Origin of the sequence: Roseobacter cerasinus (assembly GCF_009811755.1) — a bacterium.
Taxonomy (GTDB): Bacteria; Pseudomonadota; Alphaproteobacteria; order Rhodobacterales; family Rhodobacteraceae; genus Roseobacter; species Roseobacter cerasinus.
On record NZ_BLIV01000005.1, the window covers coordinates 35,674 to 50,229 of the forward strand.

14 protein-coding genes are annotated in these 14,556 nt (G+C 60.5%); 6 read left to right on the forward strand and 8 right to left on the reverse strand.

Features of this window, described 5'->3' with window-relative positions; all coding sequences use genetic code 11:
• Window positions 1–235 precede the first annotated feature (235 nt).
• The 7 genes from So717_RS13245 to So717_RS13275 all read right to left on the reverse strand — a co-directional run bounded on the left by So717_RS13245 (window position 236) and on the right by So717_RS13275 (window position 7,569).
• Window positions 236–949, reverse strand: coding sequence for a cytochrome b561 domain-containing protein (locus So717_RS13245; protein ID WP_159978063.1), 714 nt, complete (start codon window positions 947–949; stop codon window positions 236–238).
• Window positions 949–1,878 (reverse strand): carbohydrate ABC transporter permease, encoded by a 930-nt coding sequence (locus So717_RS13250; protein WP_159978065.1) that lies wholly within the window; start codon window positions 1,876–1,878, stop codon window positions 949–951. The genes So717_RS13245 and So717_RS13250 overlap by 1 nt, the downstream gene beginning before the upstream one ends.
• Window positions 1,878–2,789 carry a carbohydrate ABC transporter permease gene (locus So717_RS13255; RefSeq protein WP_159978067.1) on the reverse strand — a complete coding sequence of 304 codons (912 nt, stop codon included), beginning with the start codon at window positions 2,787–2,789 and terminating at the stop codon, window positions 1,878–1,880. The genes So717_RS13250 and So717_RS13255 overlap by 1 nt, the downstream gene beginning before the upstream one ends.
• A gap of 60 nt (window positions 2,790–2,849) precedes the next feature.
• Window positions 2,850–4,178, reverse strand: coding sequence for an extracellular solute-binding protein (locus So717_RS13260; RefSeq protein WP_159978069.1), 1,329 nt, complete (start codon window positions 4,176–4,178; stop codon window positions 2,850–2,852).
• 28 nt (window positions 4,179–4,206) lie between these two features.
• Window positions 4,207–5,298, reverse strand: coding sequence for an ABC transporter ATP-binding protein (locus So717_RS13265; protein ID WP_159978071.1), 1,092 nt, complete (start codon window positions 5,296–5,298; stop codon window positions 4,207–4,209).
• Window positions 5,299–5,388: 90 nt separating this feature from the next.
• The gene (locus tag So717_RS13270) at window positions 5,389–6,426 is read right to left on the reverse strand and encodes a LacI family DNA-binding transcriptional regulator (RefSeq protein WP_238840920.1); all 1,038 of its coding nucleotides are present in this window, start codon (window positions 6,424–6,426) and stop codon (window positions 5,389–5,391) included.
• 138 nt (window positions 6,427–6,564) lie between these two features.
• The gene (locus So717_RS13275; protein ID WP_159978073.1) at window positions 6,565–7,569 is read right to left on the reverse strand and encodes a LacI family DNA-binding transcriptional regulator; all 1,005 of its coding nucleotides are present in this window, start codon (window positions 7,567–7,569) and stop codon (window positions 6,565–6,567) included.
• Window positions 7,570–7,859: 290 nt separating this feature from the next.
• Between So717_RS13275 and So717_RS13280 the strand changes: the two genes are divergently transcribed.
• From So717_RS13280 to So717_RS13305, 6 genes are all read left to right on the forward strand, one after another.
• Complete coding sequence (locus So717_RS13280; RefSeq protein ID WP_159978075.1) at window positions 7,860–9,125, forward strand: ABC transporter substrate-binding protein; 1,266 nt, start codon at window positions 7,860–7,862, stop codon at window positions 9,123–9,125.
• Window positions 9,126–9,221: 96 nt separating this feature from the next.
• Entirely contained in the window at window positions 9,222–10,067 is an 846-nt protein-coding gene (locus tag So717_RS13285) for a carbohydrate ABC transporter permease (RefSeq protein ID WP_159978077.1), read from the forward strand.
• Window positions 10,064–10,903 (forward strand): carbohydrate ABC transporter permease, encoded by an 840-nt coding sequence (locus So717_RS13290; RefSeq protein WP_159978079.1) that lies wholly within the window; start codon window positions 10,064–10,066, stop codon window positions 10,901–10,903. The genes So717_RS13285 and So717_RS13290 overlap by 4 nt, the downstream gene beginning before the upstream one ends.
• 34 nt (window positions 10,904–10,937) lie before the next feature.
• A complete protein-coding gene (locus tag So717_RS13295; protein ID WP_159978081.1) occupies window positions 10,938–11,978 on the forward strand; it encodes an ABC transporter ATP-binding protein in 1,041 nt (346 codons plus the stop codon).
• 9 nt (window positions 11,979–11,987) lie between these two features.
• Window positions 11,988–13,265 (forward strand): amylo-alpha-1,6-glucosidase, encoded by a 1,278-nt coding sequence (locus So717_RS13300; RefSeq protein ID WP_159978083.1) that lies wholly within the window; start codon window positions 11,988–11,990, stop codon window positions 13,263–13,265.
• Window positions 13,262–13,948 carry a D-lyxose/D-mannose family sugar isomerase gene (locus So717_RS13305; RefSeq protein ID WP_159978085.1) on the forward strand — a complete coding sequence of 229 codons (687 nt, stop codon included), beginning with the start codon at window positions 13,262–13,264 and terminating at the stop codon, window positions 13,946–13,948. Before So717_RS13300 ends, So717_RS13305 begins: the two co-directional genes overlap by 4 nt.
• 109 nt (window positions 13,949–14,057) lie before the next feature.
• On the opposite strand, the gene So717_RS13310 is transcribed toward So717_RS13305, so the two are convergent.
• Complete coding sequence (locus tag So717_RS13310) at window positions 14,058–14,492, reverse strand: MarR family winged helix-turn-helix transcriptional regulator (RefSeq protein WP_159978087.1); 435 nt, start codon at window positions 14,490–14,492, stop codon at window positions 14,058–14,060.
• Window positions 14,493–14,556: the final 64 nt, after the last annotated feature.

A 14,556-nucleotide genomic window follows, 5' to 3' on the forward strand; every position in this document is an offset into this window, starting at 1 on the left:
TCGAAACGTCTGAGCCTGGCGCATCGGGCATCGCCGGACCTGGAGGTCGTTCTGGAGGGTCTTCCGGCGCGCGTCATCGCCAAGGAGCCGCAAGATCGGCGGTCTTATGGAAGAACGGTTATTCGGCTACGGAAGTTCGAAAGGCTATAATGATCGGTGGAAGACGATCTGTAAGGCTGCAGGAAGACCTTATCTTTCCACCCATGCCGCTGCCACAGCAGAACTTGTTGGCTTTTTATTCGCCGGGCTGTCGATGGTCATCATCCCGCCGGATGCCCCACCCGATGGGTTTGCGGTGATTGCCTGGATGCTCGGTCCCCGGACCCCAAATCGCTTGATAGGTATCCACGGCGTGGCCCTGGCGCTGCAGAGCCACAAACAACAAGGCAAACCCAATCCACCAAAGCGTGATCACCAGCCACATCCATAGGGGTGCATTGGCGTCCCACATGCCAAGGAGAAGGGTCAGCGAGGCCAAGAGCAGCAGAGCATATCCGACGGACTTGTGTACCCATTCGAACATCACGCGCCACGGCGTCATATCGTAGTGGTCTCCACGCAGTGAGCCGTCAGGTGCAGGCGATGTCGGCCCACCTTTTGTGCCGCGAAAGACGCCAAGGCCAACCTGAGCGCAAACCAGGACAATGACCGAGTAGCCCAGTTTCGCATGCAAGTCCCTCGGCTCACCGGTCTGGAAGACCAGTCCAAGGCCGACTCCCGTCAGCAATAACACCAGGCTTTGCCCCATCCAATGACCGCGCCACCAGACCTGACTGTCCAGTTCCTGCGGCCAGTCCTGACCAGGCAGGACCTTGTAGAACCGCGCAATCAAAACAGCGAGCGGGGCCAATATGCCCCAGGCCAGCACCATGCTGCGGCCATGCCACGCGACGCCAGATGCGACCTCATGCGCGCGCGCCGGATCAATTGGGGCAAAAAGCCACTCCATCAGCCCTTTACCGCCCCGGCAGTCATCCCGGTGATGATCTGGCGGCTGGCCAGAAGCGTGAAGATGATCGGAGGAATGGCGAGCAACATGCCTGTGGCCATGATCACCCCCCATTCGACATTGAATTCGCTCATGTTGTTCACGATGAGAATGGGCACCGTCTTGGTGTTCCGGTCCGAGAGCGCGGAGGCAAGAAGATACTCGTTCCAGGCAATCCGGAAGGTGAAGATCGCCGCCGCCGCGAGGCCCGGTTTGATCAGCGGCAGCACCACAAGAAAGAACACCTGGAAAGGTCCAGCCCCGTCAACACGGGCGGCCTCTTCAAGAGAGCGCGGGACCTGCACGATGAAACTCTGCAAGATCCAGATCACGAAGGGCAAGTTCATCGCCACATAGATCAGAATGATGCCCGAATGTGTGCCTGCGAGGCAGACATCGCCCCGCCCGCCGAAGGTGTCGCGGATCAGCCCGCCAATCAGCCCGTCCCTGTCAAGGCAGAACTCGTTGTTCCACAGGCCAAACACCGGAACCAGCAGCACCGCAGGCGGCACCATGCGCACCATCAGCGTGCTGATAGAGACCGTATCGCGCCCCATGAACCGGAACCGCACCAGCGCATAGGCCGCCATGGACCCGATCACCAGCGTCAGGATCGTCGAGACCAGTGCGATGATGATCGAATTGACGAAGGCCCCGCCAAATTTCAGCGAACAGAAATCCAGATGCTCCGGCTCGTACCACAGCACGTCACAGAGTGCTGTTTCATAGTTCTGGATGGTTGGCAGGAACAGCAGGCCCGAGGTGCCCGAGATGATGTCCACATCCAGCTTGAAGGAGTTGACCAGCATCAGCAGCACCGGCCCGATGGACATGAACACCATCACACAGATAACCGCGTAGAATGCGGCGTTGCCACGTTGCGTTTGCATCAGCTGTCCTCCTCGGCCAGCGCCCGGATGCGGGCGGCACGGGCTTCTTGCCAGCGGGTGAAGGCGAACATTCCAACTGTCAGCAGCATCAGCAGAAGCAACAGGTAGTTGGACATCGCCGCCGCCACGCCCAATTCGCGGAACTCGGTCGCGGTGCGTGAGATGCGCAGCGCGAGAATTTCGGTCGACAGACCCGGCCCGCCTTCGGTGAGAACGAGGATCACCTCAAGCACCTTGAAAGCGTCGATCAAGCGCAACAGGCAGGTGACGATCAGCACCGGCATCATCAGCGGCAGCTTGATGTAGATGATTTGCTGCCAGGCGGTCGCCCCGTCAATGCGTGCAGCTTCAAGTGCCGAACGCGGCAGCGACTGCAGGGCTGCCAGCGAGAGAATGAAAATGAAGGGCGTCCACTGCCAAATGTCGGCGATGATCACACTCATCAACGCGTGATCGCCCAGCCAATCGACGCGCGGCAAGCCCAGACTGTCGAGCGTGCGGTTAAACGTGCCAACCGTGGGGTGATACATGTAGCGCCACATCAGGCCTACCACGACCGGGGCGATCATCATCGGCAAGATCAGCATGGTGCGCAGCATCGACATGCCGCGAATGTCGCGATCCAGCAGCAGAGCCAACCCGACACCGATCACCATCTCGATGGAGACGACGAAAAAGGCGAACTTCAAGGTGACAGTAAGGCTTTCGTGGAAGTTCGGATCATTCCACAGGGTGATGTAATTCTTGAGACCCACGAACTCTGCTTCGCCAATAGTCTGGCTTGGCGCCCAATCGCGGAAGCTGCCCCAGATCATGTAGCCCAAGGGATAGATCAGCGCGATGGCCATGATCACCACAGCCGGAGCCATGAACATGTAGGGCGACAGTCGGTTCACGCGTGCGATGGACATGGGGAACTCCGGAAGGGACAGTGAGGGGCACGGCAGGCGCACGCGCCCCTCATGGGAGGATTACTGCCAGGTGTAGTAACCGGCCTCGTCCATGACCGCGCGCGTCCGCTCAGCCACACCATCCAACGCTTGCTGAATGTCGAGGTCTTCGGTCAGCACCTTGGACATGGTTGTGCCGATGTCCGCGTTGATCTTGCCCCAGACGGGGATGATCGGGCGCCAGTCGGGATCAGCATATTTCAGCGCCTCGCCGAAGGTGGCCGAGAAGGGGTACTTCTCGTTCAGGCCCGCGTCCTGATAAGTCGAGAACCGCGAAGGGTTGCCGCCCTCCATCGCCACCATCAGATCGCCTTTCTTGGAGGTCAGCCATTGCATCAGCAGGAAGGCCGCTTCCTTGTTTTCGGCGTTCTTGGGGATGGCAATGCCGAACCCGCCGGTTTGTGACCCGCGGCGCACGCCCTCGGGGTGCATGGCATAGCCGACCTTGCCGACAACCTTGCTGCGGTCGGGGTTTTCAAAGCCCGGCATGAAGGCGATGGAATCCATGAACATCGCCGCATCGCCATTCGCAAAGGCGTTGGCCGCTTCCGAGGGACCAAAGCTCATGGCACCCTCGGGCCCGCAGTCCACGATGGTTTTCAGCGCATTTGCGGCCTCAACACCGGCGGCGTTGTTGATGATCGGGTTCCATTTGTCATCAAAGACACGCCCGCCCAAAGGGGCAAGATGCAGCAGGAAGGCATGGCTCGCCTGGTGACCGGAAGCTGCGCGCGAGGCCATGCCGCCCATGCCCGGCTCAAGCTCGGGGATTTTGCAGGCGGCATCCAACAGCTGCGCGTAGGTCTCGGGCTCCGCAATCCCGTGTTTTTCAAAGATGTCCTTGCGGTAGGCCAGAACCGAGGTTTCCGACCCAAACGGAATGCCAAAGAGCGACCCGGTCGGACCCGGCAGATACCCTTTGGTGCCACCCGCCACGCCGATGTTCTGCACATAGCCATCGATCAGGTCGTCCGCGTCATAGCTTGGATCGGCCAGTTTGGGGTTCATAAAGAATTTGGCCAGGTTTTCCAGCTGGTCGGCAAACACATAGTCCGCCTTGGAAAACACCACATAGGAGATCAGGTCGTATTCGCCCTCCTCCTGCGCCAGCTCCAGCGTCTGTCTTTCGCGCATCTTCAGGTAGGGCAGCTGGTCCACCTCGACCTCAATGCCGGTTTCCTTGGTGAACTCGGGCAGAACCCGCATCACCGCGTCGTAATGCGGGTGCGCGGGGAAATTCACAATCACTGTTGTGCCTTCGTACTCCGCATATGGGTTGGCCAGCGCCGTCCCCGCCAGCAAGGTCGCGGCGACACCCGCGACACTTATATCCCTCAATGATTTCAACATATTATTCCTCCCTTGGTATGATAGTCATCTAGCTGAGTGCCTCTTCGCTTTGCTGATCAAAGAGGTGGATCCCGTTTGGATTGACCGTGAAGTTCAGCGTCTGCCCGAGGGCGACAGGTGTCTCCGAGTTAAGCTCGACCATGACATTCGTGCCGCCGCATTCGCACAGGAGCACCGACTGCGCGCCGATGTATTCGGACACCAACACATTGAGAGACAGCGATGTCTCTGCAGAGGCTTCGGCATCGAAACGCAGATCCGACGGGCGAATGCCCAGGATGACCTCGCCCGCCTTGGCTTTGCCCGCCAGCTGCGCCTTGGCCCCGTCCAACCGGAGCCGGAACCCCTGCCCCGCAACGAAGATTTGCCCATTCTCTTCCTGAATGCGCGCGGTCAGGAAATTCATCGGCGGCGAGCCCAGGAAGCCCGCAACAAACCGGTTCGCCGGGCGCTTGAACAGCTCTTCTGGCGTGCCCTGCTGCTGGATGTAGCCGCCATGCATGACGACAATGCGATCCGCCAAGGTCATCGCCTCGATCTGATCATGCGTCACATAGATCATGTTCTTCTCGACGCGCTGGCTCATCATCGCCAGCTCCGCCCGCATCTGCCCGCGCAGTTTGGCGTCGAGGTTCGAGAGCGGCTCGTCGAACAGGAAAATCCCGCTGTCTTTTGCAAGCGCCCGCGCCATCGCGACACGTTGCCGTTGCCCGCCCGACAAGGCGCCGGGCTTGCGGGCCAGAAAATCGGTCAGGCCGACAAGATCCGCAACGTCCCGCACCTTGGTGTCAATTTCTGACTTCGGTCGTTTCTGCAGGCGCAGCGCAAAGGAGATGTTCTGCGCCACATTCATATGGGGGTAGAGCGCGTAATCCTGGAACACCATGGCCAGATCACGGTCTTTGGGTTCCAGGTGGCTGACGGGCTTGTCGCCGATATAGATCTCCCCGTCCGAGACATCCTCCAGACCGGCAATCATGCGCAGCGTCGTCGACTTGCCGCACCCGGACGGGCCGACCAGAACGGTGAATTCATTATCGGCCATTTCGAGCTCGATTCCATGAAGCACCTGCACCTCGCCATAGCGCTTCACCAGGCTGTCCAATCGAATTATCGGCATGACCCCTCCCGTTGTTACCGGTCACAATTGCGCAATGTGACCGGTAACACAAGAAGTTTTTCGAAGACCCTCCACGAATAGGCGTAAACCTTAGGCCTGGCGCCGGGTGCTCATCCGAAGATCGGCCTGCGGATCGACATCAATCTGAATATGCTGTGCGGCGGGGTCTTCCGCGCTCAGCAACCGGCCAATCAACCGGCCTGTCTCACGCCCGATCCGGGTCGGATCCACAACAACTGTCGAGATCGTTGGCGTCGCAAACCGCGACACTTCGAAATTGCCAAAGCCCGCGACGCCCATCTCCTCCGGAACGGAGATGCCACGCGACTTCAACCCGGACTGCACCCCAAACGCCGCGACATCCGAGACACAGAAAATGCAATCCGTATCCGGAAACTGCTCCAGGATCAGCGGCACCGCATCGGCTCCATCCTCAATAGAAATCGGCGGTTTGCCCATCTGAAGCACCCTTTCGGGCGACAAGCCTGCCGCGTGCATTGCGCGTTTGAAGCCGGATCGCCGCGCGGCGCCGCGCGTCCAATCATCTCCGGTTTCGGCAAGGAAGGTGATGTTGCGATAACCCAATGATAGAAGGTGCCGCGTCATGTCGGCCGCGGCCTCTTCATTTGAGAAACCGATTGTGTGGCCAATGGGCTCCTGCGGCCGCTCCCACAGCTCGATCACCGGAATCTGCGCGTTCTGCAACAGCTCCACCGCTCGCGGGTTGTGGCCGTCAAACGACAGCACAATCGCCTCCGGCCTGCGGCGCAGCATCGTCTCGACAAGCTGCTCCTCCTTGTCCCGCGAATAGTTGGTATAGCCAAGCAGCACCTGCTGCCCGACAAGCGACAGCTCATCGGTCAGGGCCTGCACCGTTTCGGCGAAGTGCAGGTTGTTGAGCGAGGGCACCAGTACCGCAACAAAGCCCGACTTCTTGGTTGTCAGGCTGCCCGCCATCTGGTCGGGCACATAGTTCATGTCGCGCACGACCTTGAGAATGCGGTCGCGGGTCTCTTTCGAGACGGGGCTGTCTTTTCGCAGCGCGCGCGAGACGGTCATGCGTGACACGCCAGCGGCCCGGGCCACATCCCTCATTGTCGCTGTCTTCTTGTCCGCGCCGCCTGACATGGACCCACTCCTGTTACCGGTCACATGATGCTGCAGTTTCGCATAAGACTCAAGTGACGACCCGCCATGCACTGAGCGGACAGGACGTCCGCAATACCTTAGTCAGCCCGCCCTTTCAAACGTCGCGTGCGCCCAAGTTTACACAGGCCCGGTTGTGGCGCGCAACACAAGCTCGGCAGAGACTTCGGACACTGAAACAGGCCCATCCGGCTCCGACAAGCGCTCCAACATCACCCGCGCAAGACGTCGGCCAAGCTGGTAGGGCGACACGGCCATTGTGGTGAGCGGCGGCGTTGCAACCGCGGCATCCGGAATGTCGTCAAACCCCACGACAGACACGTCCCGGCCCGGCTCCAGCCCCAACCGCCGAATCCCATGGCACGCCCCAAGAGCCACGATATCACCGTTGCAAACCACCGCCGTCGTCTCCGGATGGGCCGCCCGCAGCGCCATCATCGCCTCCATACCCGCCTGTTTGATGTCATTCGAATCCCAGATCACGGCCGGCCCCAAGTCACGCTCTGACATCGTGGCCTCATAGCCTGCAATACGCTCACGCCTCACCGCAGTCAGCTCTTCGCCACCCAGATACGCAATGTGCCGGTGGCCCAGGCCTGCCAGATGATGCGTCGCCAATGCGGTTGCTTCGGCGTTTCGAATGCCCACATGGTCAAAGCCGCTCCCCTCCGGTCGGCGCAGAAATGTGACAGTTGGAATGCGATGTGCAGTCAGAAGATCAAACGTCTTGTGGGGCGTCTGCTCTGCCGGAACCCACAGCAGCCCCCCGCGCCCATTGCGAATGAACGCATCGATATGACGGCCCTGCCGGTCCGGGTCGTCGCGAGCATCGAGCACCGAGACAAGGTAGCCCTCCGCCTCAAGAAGGTCGCTGACGCCGCTTATCACCTCGGCGTTGAACGGGTTGGAAATCTTGTTGATGACAAATCCAATTTCGCGGTTCTGACCTGAGCGCATGGAGGCAGCGCGGTTATCCGGCACATAGTGCAGCTTCTGCGCAGCCTTGAGCACTTTGCTGCGTGTCTTATCCGAGATTCGCCCCGCACCACGCATCACCTGGCTGGCCGTCGCAATGGACACACCCGCCTCACGCGCAACGGTTTCGAGTTTTGGTTTTCCTGTCATTTCCTGCTCAGATGATGAAACGATATATCGGAACTGTTCCATTAAAAGAGCGAGACATCAATGGATTTCCAGTGTTTTTCCTGACCTATCCCGATGAACGCCCGGCATACGTGCAGAAAATCATTGACACATGGTATAACGTTATATCAAGATTAACCATCGGATGGCGGCGCCGTGCCAAAAGCACGCCGCCGTCGGGATTGCGGGAGGATGACGCTGTCATGTGCCCCGTACTTACGCCTCGCGCCTGATCGCGAAGCAGGGAGAGACAACGCAAGGGGGAGGAAAAAATGACCCTTCGAGTGAAGATTGCAGGCGCCATGTCCGGGCTTGCCGTTCTGGTGGGCGCCACGGTGGTGCAAGCCGATGTGCTGTTTTGGTCGACGCAAGCCAAACCGGTGGAGGAAGCACAAGCGATGCGCGAAAAAGTACTCGCCGGAGCGGAGGGCGTGGACTATCAGCCGAACGATCCGGGCCCCTGGCTCACACGCCTGAATGCGGAGCTGCAGGCAGGGTCCGGTGCCATTGGCGTGCTTGGCGCGCTGCACGGTGATTTCTCGGCGATGGACCCGGACAACCTGGTCGATCTGGACGAATTGGGGGTGAATGCGGCCAGCAACACCTTCAACAGCCTTGCACAGCTGGGCACCGATAAATCGCAGTACATCCCCTGGATGCAGGCGAGTTATATCATGGCGGCAAACAAGGAAGCGCTGCCATATCTGCCAGATGGCGCGGATATTGACGCGCTGACCTACGACCAGCTGATCGCATGGGCGGCCAACGTGCATGAGTCCACGGGTTCGCCCAAGTTCGGGTTCCCTGCGGGTCCTAAGGGCCTAAAGCACCGGTTCTTCCAGGGCTATCTCTACCCCTCCTACACCAACGGCGTGGTGCGGACCTTCGCCTCACCCGAGGCTGTAACCGCTTGGGAGAAATTCGCGGAACTGTGGGAGCATACCAATCCAGCCTCCACCAACTTCTCCTTCCTGCAGGAGCAACTGCTCTCTGGCGATGCGTGGATCGTCTTTGACCACACCTCGCGGCTGGCTCAGGCCTTCAACGAGCGGCCGGATGATTTTGTCGCCTTCCCGGCGCCTGCTGGCCCGGCGGGTCGTGGCTTCATGCCGGTGATTGCAGGAGTGGCCATACCGAAGACCGCGCCTGATATGGAGGCCGCCAAGAACCTGGTGCAATACATGATGACGCCCGAGACGCAGATCGCCACGCTGCGCGCGACGAACTTCTTCCCGGTTGTGGATGTGGAACTGCCCGATGATCTGCCCCCCTCCGTTCAGGCGGCCGGAGCGGCGGTGGCCAAGATGAGCGGTGCGCCGGATGCAAACCCGGGTCTGTTGCCGGCCGGTCTGGGCGACAAGGGTGGTGACTTCAACCGCGTCTTCGTGGACACGTTCGAGCGGATCATTCTTGCGCGCCAGCCCATTGAGGCTGTGCTGGAAGATCAGAAGAAGCGTCTCGCAGCGATCATGGAAGAGACCGGCGCGCCGTGCTGGGCCCCGGATGCGCCCTCCGAGGGCGCCTGCCCGGTCGAGTAAGCGGCCTCAAGTGTCCGGGCCTGCCCGTGATGGGCCCGGACACCCCAGATCCCCACCCCAAATTTCGGCGCAGATGCGCCGGTCAGGAGTTCCGCGATGAACGCCCGGATCCTTCCGTATGTCCTGATCTTGCCGGTTACACTCTTCTTATGTCTGTTTTTCCTCTACCCCTTTGTTCTCGTCTCGAAACAGGCCTTCAGTACCGGAGCAGGCTTCACGCTCGATAACTTCCGCGAGGTTGTCTCCTACTGGAAGTTTCCCATTTCGATGCAGAACACTCTGCTGCTGGCCGCCGCTGTGGTGCCCGTGCAGCTGGCGCTGGCGTTGCTCATGGCCACGATGGTCAACAGGATGCAAAAGGGGCGCGACATAGTGCTCTACATCTGGACCATCCCGCTCGGCATCTCGGATCTGGCAGCGGGTATCATCTGGCTGGCGATCTTCGAGCAATCGGGTTTTCTCAACTCGATGATGAGCGGACTGGGGATCGTTGATCAGCCTGTGAATTTCCTGTCCTATACCCATCCGGGCATTGTCTTTCTTGCCATTGCGCTGGCGGAGATCTGGCGGGCGACGGCGATCATGCTGGTGATTCTCGTCGCTGGCATCGGGCTCATCCCAAAAGAGTATTGCGAGGCCGCAGAGGTCTTCGGTGCTTCCCCTTGGAAACGCTTCACCCGCATCACCCTGCCGATGCTGCGGCCCTCGCTGCAGACGGCGCTGGTGCTCCGGGTGATCCTCGCCTTTGAGATCTTCGCGGTGGTGGCGGCCTTGGGCGGCACGCTCTTCCCGGTCCTCATGGGAGAGACCTATGCCTACCAGTTCGATCTTCTGAATAGCGGTGCAGCAGCGGCGATGGCGCTGATCATCCTGGCCATCTCCATTGGCTTCACGCTGGTCATCCTGCGCGTACTGCGCGTCCCGAAAGGAGCCACGATATGAGTGATGCAACAGCCGATGCCGTTGCCCCGGACACGCGGGCGACCGGGCGGTACCTCTACATCGCCTCCGTTGTCTTCCTCTGTGCCTGGGTGATCGTGCCGATCTACTTCCTGCTGATCAACACGCTCTCCTCGCCTGAAACTGTGAACAGCTTCCCCAAGCCGTTCTGGCCCGAGTTCGACCTGGGCAGCCTGACCTTCTTCGCAGGCTTCGCGGGCATGCTCACGGCATTAAAAAACTCGGTGATCGTGGCGGCGATGACCATGGTGATGTCGATCCTGATCGGTGCGCCAGCAGGCTACGCACTCTCGCGGTTCGAGTTTCCGGGCAAGGGACTGTTTCGCCTGCTGATCCTGTTGACGCGGGCCTTCCCCCTGCCCCTACTGGCGCTGCCGCTGGCGGTGATGTTCATCCAGACAGGGCTTGATGATACGGCCTTTGGCTTGGCACTGGTGCACACCACGCTGGCCATTCCCTTCGCGGTGCTGATCACCTTCTCGCTCTTCTCCGGCATCCCGATGGAGCTGGAAGAGGCGGCCTGGACGCTGGGCTGTACGCGGCTCACCGCCTTCACCAAAGTCGTTCTACCGCTCATCCTGCCCGGCATCACGGCGAGCGCCATCTTCGCCTTTGTGATCTCCTGGAACGAGGTCTTCGCCGCCGCAGTGCTGACCATCGAGAACCGAACGCTGACCGCGTTCCTGCTGCAAAACCTCGACACCTCGCCGCTGCACCTGAAATTCGCTGGCGGCTTCATCCTCGTGGTGCCCGCGCTCATCTTCATCTTCGCGGTGCGCAAGTACCTCTTTGCCATGTGGGGCATCGCCAACCGCTAAAGGCGGGCGGCGACCAGAACAAGGAACCAACGATATGGCTCAAATCGAAATCAAGAATGTTGCCAAGAGCTTCGGCGCCTATCAGGCCCTGCATGACATCAACCTGACCATCGAAGATCAGGAGTTCATGGTGTTGCTGGGCGCCTCGGGATGCGGCAAATCCACCCTGCTGCGGATCATCGCGGGGCTGGAGACGGCCACCACGGGCAAGGTCTGGATCGGTGGGCGGCGGATCGACAATCTCTCGCCCAAGGATCGCGGCATCTCGATGGTGTTCCAGAACTATGCCGTGTTCCCGCATCTGACGGTGTTCGAGAACATCGGCTTCGGTCTGCGGATGCAGAAGCTGCCGAATGACGAGGTGACGCGTCGCGTCGAGCGGACGGCGGGGTTGATGCACATCGAACAGCTGCTCAAGCGTTACTCTGGTGAGCTTTCGGGCGGTCAGCGGCAGCGGGTCGCGGTGGCGCGCGCGCTGGCGATGGAGCCCGATGTGATCCTGATGGATGAGCCGCTCTCGAACCTCGATGCGCTGCTGCGCATGGAGATGCGGGCCGAGTTGAAGGGCGTGCTGGCCGAGAGCAAGACAACGGCCATCTATGTGACCCACGATCAGGTGGAAGCGATGAGCATGGCGGATCGGATCAGCGTTATGCACGAAGGCAAGATCGTGCAGGCCGCCTCACCCATTGAGGTCTATCGCAACCCGTCGGCGGAGTTTGTCGCCGGTTTCATCGGCAACCCGCCGATGAATTTCCTGCCTGCAAACCCGGCGGAGAGCGGCAAATGGCAGGTCGCGGGGCAGGTCATCGACGGGCCGGGCGCGTCGGCACAGCTGAAATTCGCAATCCGTCCAGAGGATCTGCGCCTTGCGGACGACGGCTTCAAGGCGGTGGCCAAGGTGATCGAGCCTTTGGGGGCCCATTTGCTGGTGACCTGCGAGGTCGATGGCCAGCTTTTCCGCGCGGTGCTCGACAGCGACTTCAAGGTCAAACCGGGCGAGGTGCTGAACCTCACCCCACAGCCCGACCGCGTGCGCTGGTTTGATCCGCAGACCACATTGGCCGTGGCGTGAGGAGACAGCATGACTGAGGATCTGATCGCGCAGGCCAAGGCGATCCTGCGCCGCAATGACCGGGGCGGCTATACGGTGCCGACCCATGGACTCTACCCCTTCCAGTGGAACTGGGACAGCTGCCTCAGTGCGTTGGGGTTTTCGCATTTCGATGAGGAACGGGCGTGGACCGAGATCGACACGCTCTTCGCCAATCAGTGGCCCGACGGGATGGTCCCGCATATCGTCTTTCATGAGGAGGACGACGGATATTTTCCAGGGCCGGAGGTCTGGCGCACCGGGCGACCTGTACCTACGTCCGGGATCACCCAGCCCCCAGTGGCAGGCTTTGCCGTGCGCCGTCTGGTGGAACGCGCGCGGAATCCGGCCTTGGCGGAGACGCGCGCCCGGGCGCTGCTGCCGAAGATCCACGCCTGGCACGCCTGGTTCCACCGCTGCCGTGACCCGCAGGGCAGCGGGCTTGTGGCGATCATCCACCCCTGGGAATCCGGTCGCGACAATTCCATAGATTGGGACGATGTGTTTGAACGTGTGCCGACCGAGGGAGTGGAGCCGTTCAATCGCCGTGACATCCAGCATGCCAACCCCTCACACCGTCCCACACAAGCGCAGTACGAGCGCTACATCTGGCTTGTGCAGCACTTCCGCAGACTGGGCTGGGACAACAGCAAGCTGCATGACGCCTCGCCGTTTCAGGTGGTGGATCCGGGTTTCAACGCGATCCTGATCCGCTCCTGCACCGATCTTGCAGATCTGGCAGAGCGGTTTGGCCTGGCTGAGATGGCAGAGCAGTCACGGCAGCTTGCGTCCAACGGCATCGCTGCAATGGACACGCTCTGGAGCGACGCAGCGGGCCAGTACCTTTGTCAGGACCGGACCACCGGAGCGCTTATTCAAAGCCCGTCTATCGCAGGCCTTCTGGCTGGTTTCGCAGATATCCCTGCGCCACGTGCCAAAGCGATTGCCAAGCGGCTCGCCGCGTTGGGAGAGCAGGTCGACTACCTCGTGCCCAGCCACGACCCCAGCGTCGCGGCGTTTGACAGCCTGCGCTATTGGCGCGGGCCGGTCTGGCTGATCGTGAACTACATGATCGCGGATGGACTTTTTCGCAGCGGCGAGAGTGTCATCGCCCAGCGCATCATTGCGGACAGCCTGCGGCTGATTGAACGCAGTGGATTTGCCGAGTATTACGATCCACACACGGCCGAACCCTGTGGTGGCGACCAGTTCACCTGGACGGCTGCCATTGTCATCGAATTGCTCAGTCAGGAGCTGACACCCGCATGAAACGCTCGCGCATCAACGATATCATGGCTGAAGCGGATGAGATGATCCGCGCGCACGGTTTTGTGCTGCCACCCTTCGCCTATTGGACACCCGACGCGTTCACGGCGCGGCGCGAGGACGCGGCTGCCGTGATCGAAGCCCGCTGCGGCTGGGACATCACCGACTATGGCGCGGGTCGGTACGACGAGATGGGGCTGTTTCTGTTCACCCTGCGCAACGGGCGACTGGCCGACCTGCGGCGCGGCGGCGGCATGTGCTATGCGGAAAAGCTGCTGATCTCAAAACAGGATCAACTCAGCCCGATGCACACTCATGTGATCAAGGCCGAAGACATCATCAATCGCGGTGGTGCGACGCTGGTGATCGAGCTTTTTGGCTCAGATGACGCCGGACAGTTCGCCGAGGATCGTGGTGGCACAGTCTGGTGTGACGGGATCCGCTGCGATTTCGACGCGGGAGAGAAGCTGAGGCTGGCGCCGGGAGAGAGTGTGACGCTGATGCCGGGAGACTGGCATGCCTTTTGGGGCGAGGGCGGCGACGTGCTGATCGGTGAAGTCTCGACGGTGAATGATGACGAGACGGACAATATTTTTCGCGATCCAATCGGGCGGTTTGCCGAAATAGAAGAAGATGTGGATCCAACTCATCTGCTCGTCAGCGACTATCTTAGCTGGTTGCGCTAGCGTCGGGGAGAGGAAGCGCCCTTCCCCCATCGAAGGGGGGCGGGCGCTGCCTGGCGATGCACGCCAGGCGATCCGGCTGAGAGGTCGAGTTACATCTCAACCCGTTGCATTAGAACTGCGCGAGTTTGATCAGGACCCGTCTCAGGACGGTTTGTTCCTCCAGGGTGAAATCCCGGAGCATATTCGCGTCAAACCGCTGTGCTTCCTGACAGAGATCGCCAAACACCTGCCCCCCACGCGTGGTCAGCATCAGATATTCACCGCGCCGGTCTTCTGGCAGATCTGTCCGTGACAGCAAGCGCTTGTGTTCCAGCGCAGAGACAGCCCGGCTGACCTTTGTCTTGTGAATGCGGGCCCGCTGGCAAATCTCCTTGGCCTGCATCCGACCGTAGCGCCCCAGGTGAAAGAGCACGCGCCATTCCGTTCTCAGCATGCCGTAGCGAGATTTATAATAGGTCTGGAACTCCAGACTTGCCCGCTCCGCTGCCTGGTTGAGGATATAGGGCAAAAACCCCTGCAGATCGAATACGTCTTTTTCATTCATACTGTCGGATTTAGCCTTGTTAGTTACAAAAGCAACTATTACGCGTGGGGCAGGCCGCTGAGGA